This is a genomic window from Pelagibacterium mangrovi (genome assembly GCF_036662815.1).
GTDB classification, from domain to species: domain Bacteria; phylum Pseudomonadota; class Alphaproteobacteria; order Rhizobiales; family Devosiaceae; genus Pelagibacterium; species Pelagibacterium mangrovi.
Genome location: NZ_JBAFXA010000001.1, coordinates 143,755 through 162,809, shown reverse-complemented (window position 1 = coordinate 162,809; position 19,055 = coordinate 143,755). Strand labels below are relative to the sequence as shown.

The window sequence follows — 19,055 nt, the reverse complement described above, 5'->3', positions numbered from 1 at the left end:
GTCACGTTTTCGAACCGCAAAAGTGGTACCCACTTTTGCTGAAAACGCTCTAGCTCCGCGCCAGCAAATAGTCGGCCCGCTCGGCAACCGACACCTTGGGCAAGAGCTCTATCGCATAGCCCAACCGCCGGTAATCGACCAGCAGCCGCTCATATTCGGCCACCGCCGCATCCAGCCCGTGCTTGCGCTCGCTGTCCTCGGCATAGATTTCCGGCCATGGCGGGGTAAAAAACACCTGCTCTCCATACCGATCCACCCCGACGATCTCCTCGAGCACCCCACCGCCGAGATTGGCCAGCGCCGAAGCCGCGTCGATCAACCCACGGTCGAAAAACACCGGCCCGTCCTCCCTTGCCGCCCGAAGAAAATCCTCTCGCGCCATGGCGACTGCCCGCTCGGCAAAACCGCGCAGATCGATCCAGGGCAGCGCCGTCCCGCCCCGCTCCAATTCCTCGGCCACGATCCGCCGGCCCGGCTCTTCAATCGTCGCGAACCCGCGTTTCGCCAATTCCGCCAGCAGGGTGGATTTTCCCCCGCCCGAACACCCCGAAATCACCACGAACCGATTCGCCATCCCCGCCCCTATAGCCTCCGCGCCCTGTCCCATTCCGGCACGGTCAAAATCTTTTTTGCCAACAAATGCTTGTCCTGGCCCGACAATCCCTGCCGCCACACCTTTATGCGCTTCAGCGCCGGCGAAAAAACCCATTCACGCTTCGTTAGCATTTTGGGCGATTCCATCGATTTTAACGCAAATGCAACCAAGATGAACGCAATCGGCCCCGTTTTCGGCTCCGCACCACCCCGGCGCTATCCCCTTGTGGCGAATCATAAAATCGGCCCACCACATACAGTAGGGAACGAACCGTGATTCCGATTCGGAACGCGATTCGGTTCGTGTTTGTTCTTTTTTCGTTCGAAACGTTAAATTTGCCGGGCGACGGCCCATTGCCTTTCCCGTTTCGATACACCACCTTGCGCAGCAAAGCCCGTTACCGTTTGCCCTTGTCCCCCAAAGGCCGATGACTTCTTTATCCTCGCAGGCCGTCAAGGCCGTTCTCGGCCCGACCAATACCGGCAAGACCCATTACGCCATCGAGCGCATGCTCGCTTACCGTTCCGGCATCATCGGCCTGCCGCTGCGCCTGCTGGCGCGCGAGGTCTATAACCGCGTCGCCGAGCGCGCTGGGGCCGAATCGGTGGCGCTGGTCACCGGCGAGGAACGCATCGTCCCCAAGGCCGCCCGCTATTGGATCGCCACCGTCGAGGCCATGCCCAGCGATGTGGGCGCCGATTTCGTCGCCGTAGATGAAATCCAGACCGCCACCGATTTCGACCGAGGCCATGTCTTCACTGATCGCCTGCTGCACGCGCGTGGCCGCGCCGAAACCCTGCTGCTGGGCGCCCAGACCATGGAGCCGGTGATCCGCCGTCTGCTCCCCCACGCCGATATCCAGTTCCGCCCGCGATTTTCCAAGCTCACCTGGGCGGGGTCCAAGAAGCTCTCCCGCCTGCCCCGCCGCTCGGCGGTGGTCGCCTTTTCGGCCTCCGAGGTCTATGCCATCGCCGAATTGCTGCGCCGCGAGCGCGGCGGGGCTGCGGTGGTGATGGGCGGGCTCTCCCCGCGCACCCGCAACGCCCAGGTCGAACTGTTCCAGAACGGGGACGTCGATTTCCTCGTCGCCACCGACGCCATCGGCATGGGCTTGAATCTCGACGTCACCCACGTCGCCTTCGCCTCCGATTCCAAATATGACGGCCGCCAGTTCCGCCCCCTCACCCCCGCCGAGATCGGTCAGATCGCCGGCCGCGCCGGCCGCCACATGCGCGACGGCACCTTCGGGGTCACCGGCGGCACCGATCTTTTCGACGATGAAACCATCGAGCGGCTGGAAAGCCATGAGTTCGAGCCGGTCAAGCAGCTCCAATGGCGCAACCGCAATCTCGATTTTTCCTCGCTTGTCGCCCTGCACGCCAGCCTCGAGGTGATTCCCGAGCATCAGAGCCTCACCCGCGTGCCCGTGGCCACCGACCAGCGGGCGCTCGAATTCCTGCTGCGCCGCGAGGAAGGCGGGCTCGCCACCTCCCCGGCCCGCACCGAATTGGCCTGGGCCTGTTGCCAGATCCCCGATTATCGTGACATTTCCCCCGCCGCCCATGGCGAGATCGTCACCCGGATCTATTCCGGCCTCGCCTTGGCCGGAAGGATAGATGCCGACTGGATTGCCGAGCAGGTCAGGTTCTGCGACAATACGACCGGCGACATCGATACGCTGTCCAACCGGATCCGGCAGATCCGGACCTGGACGTTCATTTCTAACCGTAGGGACTGGCTGGAAGACCCCGCACACTGGCAAGAGACGACCCGGGCGATCGAGGACGCCCTGTCCGACGCCCTTCATGAAAAGCTGATCGCCCGTTTCGTCGACAGGCGAACCAGTGTGCTGATGCGTCATCTAAGAGACAAGCAGATGGTATCACCCCAAATCACCGAAAAAGGCGAACTCACGATCGAAGGCCATGTCATTGGCACGATCGAAGGGTTCCGGTTCACCCTCTCGCGCATCGAGGGCGAGGCCGATTCCAAAAATCTCCGCTCTGCCGCCTCTTCGGTCGTCGCACCGGAAATCGCCAAACGGGCCGATCGGCTGGCCGGCGCCCCCAATGAGGAATTCGTCCTCACCACCGATGGGGTCATCCGCTGGCGTGGCGAAGTGGTTGCCGAGCTGGCCGAAGGCCCGACCCTTCTCGCCCCGCGCGTCATCATCCTTGCCGATGAAAGCCTCACCGGCCCCGATCTCGAAAAGGTCGAGGATCGCCTGTCGCTCTGGCTGCGCCATCACGTCAACACCCAGCTCGAACAGATCGTGGCTCTGAACGAGCCCGCCGAGCTTGAGGGCACCGCGCGCGGCATCGCCTTCCAGCTTGCCGAAAACCTCGGCATCCTGCCGCGCGCCGATATCGCCGAAGAGGTCAAGAGCCTCGATCAGGACACGCGCGGCAAGCTGCGCAAGCTCCGCGTCAAATTCGGCGCCCACCACATCTACCTCCCTTTGACGCTCAAGCCCGCCCCCCGCGAGCTGGCGCTGATTCTCTGGGGCTTGAAGAATGGCGGCGTGCGCCAGCCCGGCATAACGGAGCTGCCCCACATCATCCTGTCGGGCCGCACCTCCTTTCCCATCGACAAGAGCTTCGACAAGCGCCTCTATGAGGTCGCCGGCTTCAAGGTGGCCGGCGAGCGCATCGTGCGCGTCGATATCTTGGAGCGCCTGGCCGACATCATCCGTCCGCTGGTCGCCTATGACGCCAACCGCCCTGTCGACACCCCACCCCCCGAAGGCGCCGCCGAGGGCAATGGCTTCCGCGTCACCGTCGAGATGACCTCGCTATTGGGTTGCGCGGGCGAGGATTTCGCCTCGATCCTTAAGTCGCTTGGCTATCGCGTCCGCCGCACCCCCAAGGCCCCCGAGGCCGCGCCGGCTGAAAACCAGCCCGCCGAACCTCTCGCCGATACCGCCCTGGCCGAAGCCGCGCTCGAAGGCGCGCCCGTCGAAGCCGTGCCCACCCCTTCGAGCGAACCCATCGCCGAGGCGGCTTTGGCCGAAGCTTCAATCGCCGTCGCCGATGCGGAACCCGTCCCCGCCGCCATGGAAGCGGCTCCGGCGGAAGCCGAAGCGGCTGCACCGGCCGAGCCCGAATATGACGAGGTCTGGTTCCCCGCCGGCCGCCGCCCCGAGCGCAACAACCGCCCGCAGCGCAACAAGCCCGATGGAAATCGCGCCCCGCGCCCGGAAGGCCAGCAGCGCTTCAAGGGCAAGGGCGGCAAGCCCAACCACCACAACGGCAAGGGCCCCCGCGAGGACCGCCCCAACGACCGCCCCCGCCCCGAACGCCGCGAAAAACCCATCGACCCCGATTCCCCCTTCGCAGCGCTGGCCGCGCTCAAGACCCGGAAGTGATGCGGGCTGCCCGAACGTTCCGGCCCCTTATCGCTCGCACGCCGGCGGGTGGGCCGGAACGCCGGGCAGCCCCCAGTTCCCCTTCTCCCCTTGAGGGAGAAGGTGCCCCGAAGGGGCGGATGAGGGGTGCGCTGAGCTTCCAAACCAACTGCGGTTCGAGGGGCAAACTCGGCGCACCCCTCATCCGTCTCGGCCTTCGGCCGATCCATCTTCTCCCTCAAGGGGAGAAGGGCATCCGGGGCTCATCGAGCACTGTGCCTGGCTTCGGAACCGGCCATGCCCGCTGATCTCCCCACCCGCCAGCGCCTCGACAAATGGCTCTGGCACGCCCGCGTCACCAAAACCCGCACGCTGGCCCAAAAGCTCATCGAATCCGGCGCCGTGCGCATCAACGGTCAGCGCGTCCTGGCCACCGACCATCGCGTCGGCCCCGGCGATGGCTTGACCATCCAGATCAACAACCGCCTGCGGGTTCTCAAAGTCGCCGCCATCGCCGACCGGCGCGGTTCGGCGACCGTCGCGGCGACGCTTTACGACGATATTTCCCCCCAGGGGCTTTCAGAAAAATTGGCCCCCACTTTTTCGGTTCGAAAGCCCGACAGCTAGAAAAGTAAGGTTGTTTCCCTTTCAATGGAAAGAGAAACCTTCGAGTTCGCAAAAACCGGAATCCTGATTGCCGGGTGCGACCAAACTTGGCATCGCAACGCCTTGAAAGGCGGCTTAAAAGAGTTTAGCAAGCATTCGCTTGGCCCTCACGCCGACGTTTCCCGTCTTGCCAGCTTATTTGGGACTACCGCCTCATGACCTATGTCGTCACCGACAATTGCATTATGTGCAAATACACCGACTGCGTCGAAGTCTGCCCGGTCGATTGTTTCTATGAAGGCGAGAACATGCTGGTCATCCACCCCGATGAGTGCATCGACTGCGGGGTGTGCGAGCCCGAATGTCCGGCCGAGGCCATCAAGCCCGATACCGAGTCCGGTCTCGACAAATGGCTCGAGATCAACGCCCAATACGCTTCCGCCTGGCCCAATCTCACCGAAAAGCGTGACGAGATGCCAGAAGCCAAGGAAATGGACGGCGTCGAGGGCAAGTACGAGAAATATTTCTCCCAAGAGGCCGGCGAGGGCGATTGAGGCCCCACGCGCGCCAAATCGCCTATGGTTGGGTTAGGGCCGTCAACCCTTGCCCCTTGAAAATCCACCCTCCTCTCCCCATGTTGGGGTTTGCGTCCTCCAAGCCGCCGCAATCGGCGCATGGACGGCTGATTCGTAACTTTTGATTTTGTCATCAAACTGTGGTATTGTTTCCACAACCAGTCGTATCGGCCTCACGCTAACCGGTGCCCGCGTAGGGCACTTTTTTGTGACATAGCCCCAAGACCAGCAAAACTGACCGGCAATATTCGGAACCGGGCGGGAGAGCAGTACGACTGACGGCCAGAAGGCCAGTCGAAAAGATGATGAGACGCGTCTGCCCAAACGAATGCGTCCGTCATGGCGTCAACAGGAGTAGCCAATATGGCAACCAAAAAGACCACGCAGCGTGCGGGCTTCAAGACCGGCGAATATATCGTTTATCCTTCGCACGGTGTTGGCCTTATCCAGTCCATCGAGGAGCAGGAGGTCGCCGGCCTCACTCTCGAGCTGTTCGTCATTTCCTTCGAGCAGGACAAGCTGACGCTTCGCGTGCCGGTCGCCAAGATCAAATCGGTTGGCATGCGCAAGCTCGCCGAACCCGAAGAAGTCGATAAGGCCCTCGAAACCGTCACGGGCCGCGCCCGCGTCAAGCGCACCATGTGGTCGCGCCGCGCCCAGGAATATGAGGCAAAGATCAATTCGGGCGATCTGATCGCCATTTCCGAAGTGGTCCGCGACCTCTACCGTTCCGAGGACCAGCCCGAGCAGTCCTATTCCGAACGTCAGCTCTTCGAACAGGCCATGGACCGCATGAGCCGCGAAATCGGTGCCGTCAACAAGGTGACCCTGACCGAAGCCGTCAAGCTCATCACCAAGAACCTTGCCAAGAGCCCCCGCCGCGGCAAGACCGACGCAGCCGACGCCGAGGAAGCTGCCGCCTGATCGATAGGCGATCCCCCAAAAATACGAAGGCCGGTCCTGGGACCGGCCTTTTCCTTTGTCTACTCGACGCGTCGGGCAAAGTCCTGTGCCGAGATCAGCGCGGTTAGCGTATAGATCGAGGCCGACAGCCCGTAATAGGAAATCGCATAGAATTCCTCGCGCGGCACACGAACATATTGCCCATTCCGGCACGCCCAGAGTGCATCGCAATATTGGGGAAACACCTCCCGCATCCGCTCGTCGGCCGCCTCCGGCCCCTCGCCCCGGTCGGAGCGATAGCTGTCGATGATCAGATCGGCATCGATCTCGTCGATTCGTTCGGCACTGAGCTTGATTTCAGTGCCCACATCGAGCTCGTCCATGAGTGCGGGCACCTTGAACCCCGCATCTCGCACTGCGATGCCGAGCGAGCCGAAGGTGTGCGGCACTGTCATCGTTCCTTCCGCGGCAGTAATCACCGAAACCGTGATGGCGCCCGTATCGACGAGCGCCCGAAGCTGGGCCAATTGGGCCTCATAGCGCGTCTGCAGCCGCGCAAGTGTATCCTCGGTGTTGGTGAGGTCGGCCAGTTTTTCGTAAACTCCCATGTAATCATCCGCCATGGGATCGAGCACCACTGTGGGCGCGATCTGTTCCAATTGCCCCAGCAATTGATCACGCCCGCCATAGACGATGATCAGGTCCGGCTCTGCATTGAGCACAGCCTCGGCATTGATGTCGCTGCCCACGAACGCGATGTCGCTGTTGTCAAAATCGATACCCGTCACCAGCTTGGCAGCACGGATATAAGGGCCGGCATCGCTCTCGCGCCCATGGCTGGCGATGGGCATGACGCCCAGTTCGAGCAGCGGAACCGTCAGTCGCAAATCGTCGAGCGAAACGATCCTCTGCGGGTCGCTCGGAACATCCACGATCCGTCCGCGATCGTCGGTAAAGCTGCGCGTCTCCTGGGCCATCGCAAAGAGAGGGCATAAGGCCAGAAGGAAGGCGGAAATGAATTTCAACATGGCTATCCTTTCGCATCCTCCCGCCACGCTGATAATAACCTGATTAAAAATATCAAGTTAAAAGATTGCAAAAAACCCCGCGCTCATGCGCGAGGTTTCGAAAAAGACAAACTATTGAACGTTCACGACCTTGTACGGCATCCCGTTCTCCACCGGATCGCCCGGCAGCAGATTGTTGAGCACCAGGAACAGCTCCCGCCCGCGATTGAGCTGGCCCATGCGCTGGGACAGCGTATCGGCATTGTCCCCGCCCCCGGCCCGCACCAGCCCCAGCTTGATGGTGCGCACCGCCGCCAGATCGGATGCCTGGGTGTGGCGCAGGCTGTCGATGGTCTGCTGCGCTCCGGCCCTGAAGGCGGGGGTGTCGTTGCGGCCCGCGAAGATGAAGCGGAAAACGTTGCCGTCGACCCGCGCCACCGAAACGTCGAAATGCCATTCCTCGGTCCGGGCCCGCCCGGTCGCCGTCTCGATGCCGTTGACGGTGCGCGTCGTCACCGTCTCGGGCTGCAATCCGGCAATCCAGCCCGACCGTAGATAATCGGCCAGCGCAGTGGTCGAGGCCACCTGGGCGCTGTCGAACCGCAGCGCCGCGCCATCCCCGGCCACGGCCACCACGGCCTGGTTGGACAATTGCAATCCATATTCCTGGGGCACTGTGAAGGTCAGGCGGTATTGCGGGCTGATATAGCGCTGCCCGACAATTGCCCCCTGCTTGTTGGAATCCCCGAAGGTGATCCCCTCGACCGCCGAAAGATATCCCTGCCGATCGGTCGTGCCGGTGCCGGGCTCCCCGTAATTGCGCGCCTCATTGATGGCCCGCTGGATGCGGTCGGGCGTCGAGGGGTGCGAGGAGAGGAAGTCCTCCCCCCCGTTCGAGGCGGAAACGAACTGGGCGAACCGCCCCATGGCGGTGAGGAACCGCGCCGCCGCATGCGGATCGTATCCGGCCCGCGCCGCGATCTTGATGCCTTCCCGATCCGCCTCGAGCTCCTGGTTCTGGCTGAAGGCGGCAAGGTTCTGCGCCGTGCGTTCTGCCGTCGCATTGGGGTCGATCACCCCGCCCAGAACCCCGGTGATCACCCGGTCGACGATTTCCGAGGTCCGCACCCGGTTCGAGCGCGCCCGCGCGTGGCGCAGCGTCACGTGGGCGATTTCATGGGCGATCACCGCCGCCAACTCGCTCATGTCGTTGGCGAGCGCCAGGATACCGCGCGTCACATAGATGAACCCGCCCGGCAGCGCAAAGGCATTGACCTCGCTCGAATCCAGGATGGTGATGGTGAACTGGGTCGCCGGCTGCCCCGCCGCCGCCAGCAGTTTGGAGACCATGCGCGCCAGCATCAGCTCGGTCGAGCGGTGCTCGTAAACCCCGCCATAGGAGGCGATGATACGCGGATGTTCCCGCAGCCCGATCACCGCATCCTCGGGGTCGGTCCCCGCCGGCACCGCCGGCGCCGATCCGCCGGTCTGCCGAGTCGTCACGTTCGATCCCCCGATCAGCCCCGAGCAGCCGGCGACGGTGGCAACGAGCATCAGGCTCGAACCCGAAAGGAAGGCGCGCCGTGTCAGTTGTCTTTCGCTCATGGCCTTGCCAGAACCTCGATCTGCTCGGGATGGGTCACTTCGATGCGCGGCCCGTCGTCACTTTCGATCCAGCCCCGCACCCGGATCACCATATTGTCCAGGGTCAAGGGATCGATGCCAGCGGATTGAAAGATACGCAAGCCGGGGCCTTCGATCACCACGGTAAAATCTTCGCGCCAGACCCGCCCGAAATTGAGATAGACGCGGTTGCCCGCCGCCTCGGCATTGATCACCCGTCCCTCGACAAGCTCATAGCCCCCCTCACGATCGAGCAGGGTTTCGATTTCGGTGGCGTCGCGGATCGCGTAATAGGGATCGCGCCAGATGCCTGCCCGCTCGGCCCGCCCTTCGCCTTCCGCCGCCAGCAGCACGTCGAGGCAGGACCGGTTGTCGGGAAACGAATAGACCCGCGCCAAACCCGAGCGCAGCATTTCGGCCTGCACCCACAAGGTCTCGCCGTCCTCCTCGACCATCACATGGGCCAGCGCCCGTCCGTGCCGGTCGCGCGTTTCCCCGCCATAATGGAGCGTCACGGTCTTGCCCATGACGAGGTCTTCGATCCTGTCGCGGGCTTCATCGGCCAGCGGCCAGGTCTCGAACCCCTCGCGGCCCAACGGCAGCTTGGGCGCCTGGATGCCCACCAGCCGCACGGTCAGCCCGCTATCGAGATCGATGGTATCGCCGTCCGAAATCGCGACCACGCGCCCGCTCGGCCCGGGCGCAAGGGAATCGCAGGTTTGGGATAGGGCAGGCGTAGCGCCCGGCACGGCCAGAAGAAGTGTCGTCACGAGCAACCGTCTGAGCAAATTTGGCCTCTGTAGCGTTTCCCGCGCCTTGTGCGCCCGGAAACCTGACTGAACGGAACTGATCGCGGCCCCGCCGGCCCTGCCGGCAAACCCGCCTTCTCGACCGAACCGCCGCATTCCCCTCTATGCTTCGGAATCGATTATGTGGCCACTCTGCACGCAATTGCGGCAAAAATCATCTAGATTGTCCGGAACCCGCCTTTTGCCCGGCCCGGTGTTGCATTTGCGCGGCGCTGGAAGCGCAGCAAATGGATAGGGCACAGGTGCCGCCTCAAACCCAAATTGTCATTCCGGGAGTGAGAAGCGGTTCGGCGTAGCCGAAGTCAAAGCTCCAGTGGAGCTTTGACAGCGCACGAACGCCCTGAGAGCTACGCTCGAAGGGCCTCCCGGAATCCAGCAGCAGCATCGCCCCAACCATCAGCGATGATCTTGTGCCCGAACCTCGCCCCTGGCCCTAGGCGACATCCCTGTTCTTCTCGATCATTCCCGCCAGCGCCTGCACCTGCCGGTCGGCGATCCCCATTTCCTTCAGGTGCCGGGCGGTATTGAGCACATAGTCGACATTGGGCCCCGCATCGCCCACAGCGCCATCCACCAGCGCCAATTGCTCCTCAAGCGACAACCGCCCGGCATATTGAACGTGATGGGGGTCGGCGACGAACGTCAGCGCTTTGACCAGTTCCCCATCGGCCAGCCGCGCCGGGCGCAGGGTCTCCAGATACACGCCTGTCACCTGCTCGCGCTCGCGCAGGTACTCGCGCACCTCGACCCAGTTTTCCTCCGCCACCTTGAACGCCATCCCCACGCACGCGCCGCCGCGTTCGAGCCCGAACACCAGCCCCGGCCGTTCGATCGTGCCGCGATGGTGATGCGAATAGACGCACAGCCGTCTATGCACCCCGCGCAGCAGCGCCCGCTCGGCGCGCTCGAACACAAAGCCCGGCCGCCAGATCAGCGAGCCATAGCCGAAAACCCAATGGATCGGGGAATTGTCCTGCGCCATGCTCATGAGATGACACGCCCGCGAGCCCGGCGCAAGGGATGGAAAACGCCAGCCCCATTTGCACTTTGCCTCATGACGGACACGACCGAACCCGATAAGAGAGCCCTATGAAGCGCTTTGTCATCATGATCGTCGCCATCCTCGCCATCTCAATCCTGTGGATGGCCGGCTGGTTCTATATCGCCGGCCAGGTTCGCGCCGAAATCGCCGCGCTGAGCCAGGCCGATGGCGTCACCCAGCCGCGCCTGACCTGCGAAAATCTCGATGTCGGCGGCGCGCCCTTCTCGTTTTCGCCCCACTGCACCGGGGCCCAGATCATTTCGGGCGATATCACCGTCGATCTCGCCGACATTCGCGGCACCGCGCTTTTTTACCGCCCCTTCCACATCCAGATCCTTGCCACCGGCCCGGCGCGGATCACCGACGCCTTCACCGCCGCCACCCAGGAAGTGCGCTGGTCCAACCTCCACGCCAGCCTGCGTCTGGACGGGAACACCATCGAGCGCTTTTCCGCCGTCGCCGACGATCTGGTCTATGCGGACATGCTGATGGGCGAACAAATCATCGGCACCTCCGACCATGCCGAACTCCACCTTCTCGATGCCACCTCCCCCGACGCCCCCGCCGGCTCGGGCCGCATCTACGATGCCTATACGGTGTTCGAAAACGTTGCGAGCGATCCCTACGATATCGCCAATGGCCGCATGGCACTCGACGCGCAACTGACCGGCCTGCCCGACCCCGCCCTCTGGTCCGATCCCCAGGCCCTGGCCTTCTGGCAGGCGCTGGGCGGGCAATTGACCCTGCGCACGCTGCAAGCCTCCGCCGATGGCCTCTCGCTCGACGCCGAAGGCCAGGCCAGCCTTTCGGAAGCCGGCCTCGTCAACGCCAATCTCGAAGTCGCCTCCCAGGGCGTCGCCGACCGCATCGAAGCGCTGGTCGGCGATCCATCGGTCGCCCAGATCATCCTGGGCAGTCCCGGCGAGGACGGGACTTCGCACCAGAACCTCTCGGTCACCGACGGCACGGTCACCGTCGGCATCCTCCCCGTCGCCGCCCTGCCGCCGCTGTTCTGACGCCGGGCCATTGTGCTAGGAGCCAGCGCTGCCACAGGCTACCCTTCTCCCCTTGAGGGAGAAGGTGGGCTTTCGCTTGAAAAGCGAAAGGTCGGATGAGGGGTGCGCTGAGCCCGCCCGAACCACCAACGCCGACCCGAAAGCCTACCCCTTCCCATCCCCATGCTGGCGCCCGAAGTCCGGCGCATCCGTTTCCTGCCCCGCCGCGATGATCGAGCGGCGGATGTCGCGCGTGCGGGTAAAAAGCGTTTCCAGCGCCTCCCCATCCCCCACGCGCACCGCGCGCTGGAGCACCGAAAGGTCCTCGAGAAACCGCCCCAGCATTTCGAGCACCGCGTCGCGATTGGTCAAAAACACGTCGCGCCACATCACCGGGTCCGACGCCGCGATACGGGTGAAATCGCGGAAACCGCCCGCCGAGAACTTGATGACTTCCGATTTGGTCACCGTCTCGAGATCGTCGGCGGTGCCCACGATATTGTAGGCGATAAGGTGCGGCACATGGCTGACGATGGCCACCACCAGATCATGGTGCTCGGCATCCATGATTTCCACCTCCGACCCCAGCCCCTTCCAGAACGCGGTGACCGTATCGATCGCTTCGGGCGAGGTCCCCTCGGGCGGGGTCAGGATGCACCAGCGGTTTTCGAAAAGGCTGGCGAACCCCGAAGCCGGCCCCGAATATTCAGTGCCCGCCATCGGGTGGGCCGGAACGAACTCGACCCCCGCCGGCACATGCGGACCCACCACGCCAACCACATGCCCCTTGACCGAGCCCACGTCGGAAACGATGGCGCCGGGCTTGAGGTGGGGCGCCATCTGCCGGGCCAGCGCCTCGTAGGAGCCGACCGGCGAGCACAGGATCACCAGATCCGCCCCCTCGACCGCCTCGGCGATATCGAGCGTATAGATATCGCCCAGTCCCAGATCGCGCGCCTCGTCCAGCGTTGCCTGCCGCCGCGTCGCAATGCCGATGGTCTCGACCAGCCCCGCCCGCCGTGCCCCCCGCGCGATGGACGAGCCGATGAGCCCGATCCCGATCAGTGCCAGCTTGCCGATCATTTTGCGTCCATGAAGTCTTTGAGGCAGTCCGCCACCGCCTGCATCGCCTCGCCGCTCCCGATGGAAATCCGCAATCCATTGCCGATCCCATAGGCGCCCATTTCGCGCACCACCAATCCGCGTTCGAGCAGCGCCGCATTGGCGTCCGCCGCCGTCTGCCCCGGTGTTTGCGGAAACAGCACAAGCACGAAATTGCCCTGGCTGGGCAGCACGCGCAGCCGGTTGCCATCGAGCTCCGCCGTCAGCCAGTCGCGCCATTTCGCGTTGTGGTCGCGCAGGGTCTTGGTGAACGCCACGTCCCGCGTTGCCGCCTCGGCCGCCCTCTGGCCGGGCACCGAAACGTTGAACGGCCCCCGAATACGGTTGACCGCATCGACAAGATGTTCAGGCCCGTAAAGCCAGCCGATCCGCGCCGCCGCCAGCCCCATCTTGGAAAAGGTCCTGATCATCACGACGTTCTCGCTGCGCTCGACGAGCGAAATGCCAACCCCGTAATCGTCAGCGGTCACATATTCGGCATAGGCGGAATCGACCACCAGCAGCACGTTGGCGGGCAGACCGGCATGCAGTCGATCGAGCTCGGTGGCGCTCAGATAGGTGCCGGTGGGATTGTTGGGATTGGCCAGCCACACGATCCGCGTCCGCTCGGTCACCGCCGCCAAAAGGGCGTCGACATCGGCGGTGAAATCGTCTTCCTCCACCATCACGATACGCGCGCCCGCCGCATTGGTAACGACGGGATAGAGCGAAAACCCGTGCCGGTTCATCACCGCCTCGTCGCCCTCGCCGAGATAGCATTGGGCGATGAGATGGAGCAGATCGCCCGAGCCATTGCTGCAAACGATCCGCTCGGGGTCGATGCCATGCACCTCCCCCAGCGCCGCCCGCAACGCCCGCGACGACCCCTCGGGATAGATTTCGAGTGCATCGGCCACCGCCCGATAAGCCTCGGCTGCTTTGGGGCTGGCCCCGAGCGGGGATTCATTGGCCGAAAGCTTGATCACCTTGTCCTGCCCCGGCGCGCTCGACCGCCCCGGCACATAGGGTGCAATCGTCAAAATCCCCTTCTGCGGAACAGGTCTATCGGTCATCGGTCGCTTCACTTGGGCAAGGATCAGGAAAAACGGCCCCAAAAGGGGGCCGCGCGGACCATAGTGAAAGCCAAAGACGAACACAATCGCCACATGCGCGGTTGCGCGCCCTCACTCATAGGGGAGAGGGGCTCTTTTGGCAGCGTTGGAGTTTTTGCCGAAGCGCTGCCACAGGCTACCCTTCTCCCCTTGAGGGAGAAGGTGCCCCGAAGGGGCGGATGAGGGGTGCGCTGAGTCAGCGGCCATCCCAGCAGCCGGCCTTTACCCCTTCACCCCTCCACCCGCGCCGTCTGCGGCGCCATGTCCGGACTGGCCACCGCCCTTTCCACCCTCTTGCGCCGCGCAATGGCCGGAAACTGCTCCTTTTTCGCCTTCACGCACGTCACCCCGGCAAAGGTCGGCCCGAACAACCGCCCCGCCTTTTCGAACATCCGCGCCCAGCGCAAAATGGCCCCCGAATGGATCGGCGGCAGATAAAGGCAATCGCGCCAGACCTCGGGCGTGAACGAATGATCGCGCAAGAGCTTATCGAGCTGCCCGCGCGAATAGGGCTGGCCATAGCCGAAGGGGTTGGTGTCGAGCCCCGCCCACGGCCCCCGCCGACGCGGCACCACGAGGATCAGTTGCGCATTGGGCGCGCACACCCGCCAGAGCTCGCGCATCATCTCCTCGGGATCGATCACATGCTCGAACCCATGCACCATGATCACCATGTCCACCGCCGCGTCGGTCAGCGGCATTTCCAGCGGATCGCAAAGCACTGTGTGCGAGGGCCCCTCGCGCGGCCAGCTCGATGCCCCCTGTCGGGCCGGCATGAAGGCCAGCACCCGCTCGGCCCCTTTGAGCGCCCCGCGCAGATAGGGCGTGGCAAATCCCAGCCCCAGCAGCCGCAATCCCGTCACGTCCCCGGCCAGCGCGCTCACCTGCTGGCGGATCAATTGCCGCGTCAGCCGCCCCAGCGCAGATTTGTAGAATCGGATAAGACCATCGACGTCGGGGGTCATTGCGGCTCCCTTGTTTCACCGCTCCTCTTTGGGCGCTTGGAGGCAAAGAGTGTTATCAGCGATAAGTGGATACCACTTTTGCGGTTCGATAACACGACCAACAAGCTCAAACCTTGCATGGCGCTGCCCCCCGACCTAACTTGCCGTCGAAATCATCCGGAGGCTCATGTCATGCTCGAAATCGCCGTTTTCCCCGCCCTTAGCGACAATTTCGGATATCTGGTCCGCGACACCGGCTCGGGCCGCGTCGCCGCCATCGATGCCCCCGAAGAGGGCGCCATCCTCGCCGAGCTCGAAAAGCGTGGCTGGACGCTCACCGATATCCTGATCACCCACCACCATTCAGACCACACCGACGCCATTGCGCCGCTCAAACGCCGTTTCGACGCCCATGTCATCGGGCCCCGCGAGGAAGCGAGCAAGATCGCCGGCCTCGATACTCTGGTCGGCGGCGGCGATACGGTGACCTTTGGCGAAACCGTCTTCGAAGTGTTCGACGTCCCCGGCCATACGCTGGGCCACATCGCCTTCTTTTCCCCAGCCGATAAAGCGCTGTTTTCCGCCGACGCGCTCTTTTCGCTCGGCGTGGGCCGCATGTTCGAGGGCGATGCCGAATCCATGTGGGCCGGTCTCGAACGCCTCAAGGCCCTGCCCAGCGAAACGAAAATCTATTGCGGACACGAATATACGCTGTCCAACGCCAAATTCGCCCTCTCGGTCGATCCCGACAACGCCGCGCTCAAAACCCGTGCCGACGAAGCCCGGCGCCAGATCGATGCCGGCGAGCCCACCATCCCCGCGCGCCTTTCCGAAGAATTGGCCGCCAACCCCTTCCTGCGCGCAGACACGCCAGACCTTGCCCGGGCCATGAACCTGGTCGGCGCTCCCGCCTGGCAGGTCTTCGGCGCGCTCAGGAAAGCCAAGGACAATTTCTGATTTCCAGCGCCGCCTCGAACCGGGATCGGATTGAGGCGGCAAGCGCTCCGCGCTACAGCCTCTGCCTCAACTCGTCGATCCGCTGGATCTGCGCTTCAAGCTCGGATTTGAGCGCAATCCGCTCGATATCGGAATAGCGATTGACCGCCACCGTGCGTTCGAGCTCCTCGATGGCACGGGTGAGCTTGGCGAGCGATGGGGCGGACATGGGCGGCTCCGGGTTGGGGTGCGGCGTGCTTAACACGCCGATCGCCAAAACACGAGCGTCGCGCACCCGGTCATTCCCCGCCCGGCGGAGTGTCGTCGAGGGGATGTTGTATGTCGTCGGTAAACAACGACCAGACGGCGATAAAGAGTGCGGCGATCAGCGGGCCGAGCACGAACCCGTTCATGCCGATCAGCGACAACCCACCCAGGGTGGAAATCAGCACCACATAATCGGGCAACCGGGTTTCCCGTCCCACCAGAACGGGCCGCAGCAGATTGTCGATGGTGCTGATCACCAATGCCCCCACGGCAACAAGGATAATGCCTCTGGTGTACTCCCCCGTCAGCAGCAGATAGGCCGCGAACGGTGCCCAGACCAGAAAGGCGCCGACCGCCGGCAGCAGCGACAGCACCGCCATCACCACCCCCCAGAGAAGGGGAGCCTCGATGCCGAGCAGCCAGAAGGTCACCCCGCCCAGCGAACCCTGGATCACCGCGATAACGACATTGCCCCTCACCGTCGCCTTCACGACCGACACGAACTTGCTCACGATATGGTCGGTGCGCCGGTCGTCGAGCGGGATGGCCTTGCGAACACGATAGGCCAGCGCTTTGCCGTCGCGGAACAGGAAGAACAACAGATAGAGCATGACGGCCAGGCTGATCAGAATCTGGACGGTGCCCTGCCCGAACCCCAGCGCCCCCGCCGCCAGGATCTGGCTGGTTTGCGAGAGCAGGGACAACAGCCTTTCCTGAAGCTCGGCAAGATTGCCCAGGTTCAGCGCCGCGAGCGCATCGAGGATGAAATCGGGCATCACCCCCTGGATCTGCGCCACGATCTGGGAAAGGTCCACTTCGCTGGCGCTGATGCGGCGATAGACGCTGGCGGCCTCGATGGCCAGCGATGCCAGGATCAGCGATGCGGGAATGACGGCGATGGCGATGCAGGCCAAAACGCTCAGCGCCGCCGCCACATTGCGTCGCCCGCCGAGCCTCACCACCAGCCGCCGCTGCAGGGGATTGAACAGAATGGCCAGAATGACCGCCCACAGGATGGCGCCATAGAAGGGCAGCAACAACCACACAAAGGCGGCCGTGATGACCACGACAAGGGCGATGAAACTGAACGTCTGGATTGTTGTCCTGGACATCGATGACCTTTCCCCGGTTCCCGGCCGGACCGGCCTGCCCGGTATATAACCGATCATCGGCTATCGGATGACGTAGCGATAGCCATTTCGGAAGGCAAAGCCTCGACCATTTTCGGCGATAAAGTCTGGTGATCCCGACTGGATTCGAACCAGTGACCCTCAGATTAGGAATCTGATGCTCTATCCTGCTGAGCTACGGGACCACGCGAACTTCGCTTACCAAATCGCAACGCAAAAGAAAACAGGACGCGCGCTCCCACCCCTGTCACCCGGGATTTATTCCCGGGGTCCAGCAGCAGCCTATCCACAGCCAGCGAGGCTATTGGCGTCATTTTTAACTGAATATCGATTGACCCTAGGCCTTCCCCTCGCCCGCCTTTTTGGCCAGCGCCGACATCTGCTCGAGAAAATCGGCGATCACGGCGATCTGCTCGTCCCCCAGCCTGTCGGTCGCTTGCCTGTAGGTCTCGGCGATCTCGCGATAGCGCTCCAGCGCCACCGCCGCCCGCGCCTCATCGAGCTTGACCAGCACCGAGCGGCGGTCGTCCGGATTGGGGATACGGTGCACATAGCCGGCCTTTTCCAGCCGGTCGAGCAGCGCCGTCGCCGACCCCGAGGTCAGCCCCATGAAGGCGATGATCTCCTTGGGGCTCACCGGCCGCCCCGCACGGTAGAGAAATCCCAGGCACCCGAAATCGGTGGGGTGCAGGTTTTCGTCCCGTGCCGCACGCTCGCGCGCCGTCACCATCCTTTGCACCATGTCGTGCAGCGCCAGCCCGATGCGAAACGAATCCCGGTCCCGCGCGGTGCCTTCACTTGACGAACGCAAGCGCATCACTTATCTCCATCATTAAGATTCTTGCCCATAGCTATAATCTCTTGCCCTTCACGTTTCAATGATGGAGTCCGGTTTGTCGACCGCCGCCGCCCAGATCAGCACTCGCCTGCCCGTGCCCGAGGACGTTCCCGCCACCCCGGCCGAAGCTCTCCCCGAGGCTACGCCCCAGCGCAAGCCCCGCAGCGCCGCACCCCGCGTGGGTCTCGTCGCGCTCCTTGTTATCCTGGGGCTTCTGGCCTGGCACGTCATGGGCGATCTTTTCGCGCCGACAAGTTCCACCGGCTCGGTCACCGCCTTTTCCGCCCAGATCGCGCCGCGTGTCGCCGGCCAGGTCGTCGAGGTCTATGTCGCCGACAACCAGACGGTCTCTGCCGGCGATCCGCTCTTTGCTCTCGATCCCGCCCCCTTCGATCTCGCCCTGCGGCAGGCCGAAGTGGCCTTGCTCCAGGCCGAGCTGGGTGCCCAGGCCAGCTCGCTCTCGGTCACCGGGGCCCAGGCTCAGCTCGCCCAGGCGCAGGTGACGCTGGAAAACACCGAAGCAAACACCGAGCGCTCGCACGCCCTGTTCGATCGGGGCCTGGCCACCCAGGCCCAGCTCGATGCCGCCGACGCCCAGCTCGCCTCGGCCCATTCCAGCGTCGAAGCCGCCCAGGCCGAACTGGCCCGCGCCAGAACCCAGACCGGAGAGGCAGGCGGCCCCAACCCCCAGGTCGAAGCGGCCCGCATCCAGCTCGACCAGGCCCGCCTCAACCGCGATTTCGCCACAGTCACCGCCCCCAATGACGGGGTCATCACCAATCTCAAGCTCACCGCCGGCCAGTTCGTCAATGCCGGCTCCCCGGCCCTCACCTTTATCGAAGGTCACACCCCCTGGGTGGTCGTCGATATGCGCGAGAATCAATTGGCCAATATCGATGTGGGCGATCCGGCCAGCGTGGTTTTCGACGCGGTTCCCGGCCGCACGTTCGAAGGCCGCGTGCTCGGCATCGCCTGGGGCATCGATCCCGGCCGCACCGCCGCCAACGGCCTGCCCCAGAACCAGGCCTCGACCCGCTGGTTCGAGCCCGCCCGCACCATCCCCGTCCAGATCGAATTGGCCGCCACCGAAACCTGGCCGCAAAACGTCCGCATGGGGTCCAAAGCCAATGCCGCGGTTTACGCCATGGGAACTGGCAACCCCGTCGCCTGGATCACCTCGGCTCTCCAGACCGCCGGCGCCTATCTTTCCTATCTCTATTAGGCCCCAG

At 63.7% G+C, this 19,055-nt stretch carries 18 protein-coding genes and 1 tRNA gene; 7 read left to right on the top strand and 12 right to left on the bottom strand.

Annotated elements, in window-relative coordinates; genetic code table 11:
• Window positions 1-49: 49 nt before the first annotated feature.
• Entirely contained in the window at window positions 50-574 is a 525-nt protein-coding gene (locus V4T21_RS00810) for an AAA family ATPase (protein WP_332711707.1), read from the bottom strand.
• A 448-nt stretch (window positions 575-1,022) separates the two neighbouring features.
• Between V4T21_RS00810 and V4T21_RS00805 the strand changes: the two genes are divergently transcribed.
• The 4 genes from V4T21_RS00805 (at window position 1,023) to V4T21_RS00790 (ending at window position 6,043) form a co-directional block, all read left to right on the top strand.
• Window positions 1,023-3,959 carry a helicase-related protein gene (locus tag V4T21_RS00805; protein WP_332711704.1) on the top strand — a complete coding sequence of 979 codons (2,937 nt, stop codon included), beginning with the start codon at window positions 1,023-1,025 and terminating at the stop codon, window positions 3,957-3,959.
• 276 nt (window positions 3,960-4,235) lie between these two features.
• A complete protein-coding gene (locus V4T21_RS00800; RefSeq protein WP_332711701.1) occupies window positions 4,236-4,565 on the top strand; it encodes an RNA-binding S4 domain-containing protein in 330 nt (109 codons plus the stop codon).
• 194 nt (window positions 4,566-4,759) lie between these two features.
• Window positions 4,760-5,098 (top strand): ferredoxin FdxA, encoded by a 339-nt coding sequence (gene fdxA, locus V4T21_RS00795; protein ID WP_332711699.1) that lies wholly within the window; start codon window positions 4,760-4,762, stop codon window positions 5,096-5,098.
• Between the two features lie 384 nt (window positions 5,099-5,482).
• Window positions 5,483-6,043 (top strand): CarD family transcriptional regulator, encoded by a 561-nt coding sequence (locus V4T21_RS00790; RefSeq protein ID WP_332711696.1) that lies wholly within the window; start codon window positions 5,483-5,485, stop codon window positions 6,041-6,043.
• A 59-nt stretch (window positions 6,044-6,102) separates the two neighbouring features.
• On the opposite strand, the gene V4T21_RS00785 is transcribed toward V4T21_RS00790, so the two are convergent.
• From V4T21_RS00785 to V4T21_RS00770, 4 genes are all read right to left on the bottom strand, one after another.
• A complete protein-coding gene (locus tag V4T21_RS00785) occupies window positions 6,103-7,050 on the bottom strand; it encodes an ABC transporter substrate-binding protein (RefSeq protein WP_332711693.1) in 948 nt (315 codons plus the stop codon).
• 111 nt (window positions 7,051-7,161) lie between these two features.
• Window positions 7,162-8,634 (bottom strand): M48 family metalloprotease, encoded by a 1,473-nt coding sequence (locus V4T21_RS00780; RefSeq protein WP_332711690.1) that lies wholly within the window; start codon window positions 8,632-8,634, stop codon window positions 7,162-7,164.
• The gene (locus tag V4T21_RS00775) at window positions 8,631-9,422 is read right to left on the bottom strand and encodes a thermonuclease family protein (protein WP_332711687.1); all 792 of its coding nucleotides are present in this window, start codon (window positions 9,420-9,422) and stop codon (window positions 8,631-8,633) included. The genes V4T21_RS00780 and V4T21_RS00775 overlap by 4 nt, the downstream gene beginning before the upstream one ends.
• 472 nt (window positions 9,423-9,894) lie before the next feature.
• Window positions 9,895-10,449, bottom strand: a complete 555-nt coding sequence (locus V4T21_RS00770) for a gamma-glutamylcyclotransferase (protein ID WP_332711685.1) — start codon at window positions 10,447-10,449, stop codon at window positions 9,895-9,897.
• Between the two features lie 101 nt (window positions 10,450-10,550).
• Here V4T21_RS00770 and V4T21_RS00765 point away from each other — a divergent pair, with 101 nt between their 5' ends.
• A complete protein-coding gene (locus V4T21_RS00765; protein WP_332711683.1) occupies window positions 10,551-11,519 on the top strand; it encodes a DUF2125 domain-containing protein in 969 nt (322 codons plus the stop codon).
• 144 nt (window positions 11,520-11,663) lie between these two features.
• Here V4T21_RS00765 and V4T21_RS00760 read toward each other — a convergent pair whose 3' ends face one another.
• The 3 genes from V4T21_RS00760 to V4T21_RS00750 form a co-directional block, all read right to left on the bottom strand.
• Window positions 11,664-12,581: a prephenate/arogenate dehydrogenase family protein gene (locus V4T21_RS00760; protein ID WP_332711680.1), complete on the bottom strand. Its 918-nt coding sequence runs from the start codon at window positions 12,579-12,581 to the stop codon at window positions 11,664-11,666.
• Window positions 12,578-13,672 carry a pyridoxal phosphate-dependent aminotransferase gene (locus V4T21_RS00755; protein ID WP_332711678.1) on the bottom strand — a complete coding sequence of 365 codons (1,095 nt, stop codon included), beginning with the start codon at window positions 13,670-13,672 and terminating at the stop codon, window positions 12,578-12,580. The genes V4T21_RS00760 and V4T21_RS00755 overlap by 4 nt, the downstream gene beginning before the upstream one ends.
• 269 nt (window positions 13,673-13,941) lie before the next feature.
• Complete coding sequence (locus V4T21_RS00750; RefSeq protein WP_332711675.1) at window positions 13,942-14,676, bottom strand: class I SAM-dependent methyltransferase; 735 nt, start codon at window positions 14,674-14,676, stop codon at window positions 13,942-13,944.
• Window positions 14,677-14,847: 171 nt separating this feature from the next.
• Between V4T21_RS00750 and gloB the strand changes: the two genes are divergently transcribed.
• The gene (gene gloB, locus V4T21_RS00745) at window positions 14,848-15,612 is read left to right on the top strand and encodes a hydroxyacylglutathione hydrolase (protein ID WP_332711674.1); all 765 of its coding nucleotides are present in this window, start codon (window positions 14,848-14,850) and stop codon (window positions 15,610-15,612) included.
• Between the two features lie 52 nt (window positions 15,613-15,664).
• Here the strand turns inward: gloB and V4T21_RS00740 are convergent, their stop codons facing one another.
• From V4T21_RS00740 to V4T21_RS00725, 4 genes are all read right to left on the bottom strand, one after another.
• Window positions 15,665-15,820 (bottom strand): hypothetical protein, encoded by a 156-nt coding sequence (locus tag V4T21_RS00740; protein ID WP_332711672.1) that lies wholly within the window; start codon window positions 15,818-15,820, stop codon window positions 15,665-15,667.
• A gap of 70 nt (window positions 15,821-15,890) precedes the next feature.
• Window positions 15,891-16,970 (bottom strand): AI-2E family transporter, encoded by a 1,080-nt coding sequence (locus tag V4T21_RS00735; protein ID WP_332711669.1) that lies wholly within the window; start codon window positions 16,968-16,970, stop codon window positions 15,891-15,893.
• Between the two features lie 126 nt (window positions 16,971-17,096).
• Window positions 17,097-17,173, bottom strand: a tRNA-Arg gene (locus V4T21_RS00730).
• Window positions 17,174-17,325: 152 nt separating this feature from the next.
• Window positions 17,326-17,805 carry a MarR family winged helix-turn-helix transcriptional regulator gene (locus V4T21_RS00725; protein ID WP_332711667.1) on the bottom strand — a complete coding sequence of 160 codons (480 nt, stop codon included), beginning with the start codon at window positions 17,803-17,805 and terminating at the stop codon, window positions 17,326-17,328.
• 76 nt (window positions 17,806-17,881) lie between these two features.
• Here V4T21_RS00725 and V4T21_RS00720 point away from each other — a divergent pair, with 76 nt between their 5' ends.
• On the top strand, window positions 17,882-19,048 hold the full coding sequence (locus V4T21_RS00720) for an HlyD family secretion protein (RefSeq protein ID WP_332711664.1): 1,167 nt from the start codon (window positions 17,882-17,884) through the stop codon (window positions 19,046-19,048).
• Window positions 19,049-19,055 lie beyond the last annotated feature (7 nt).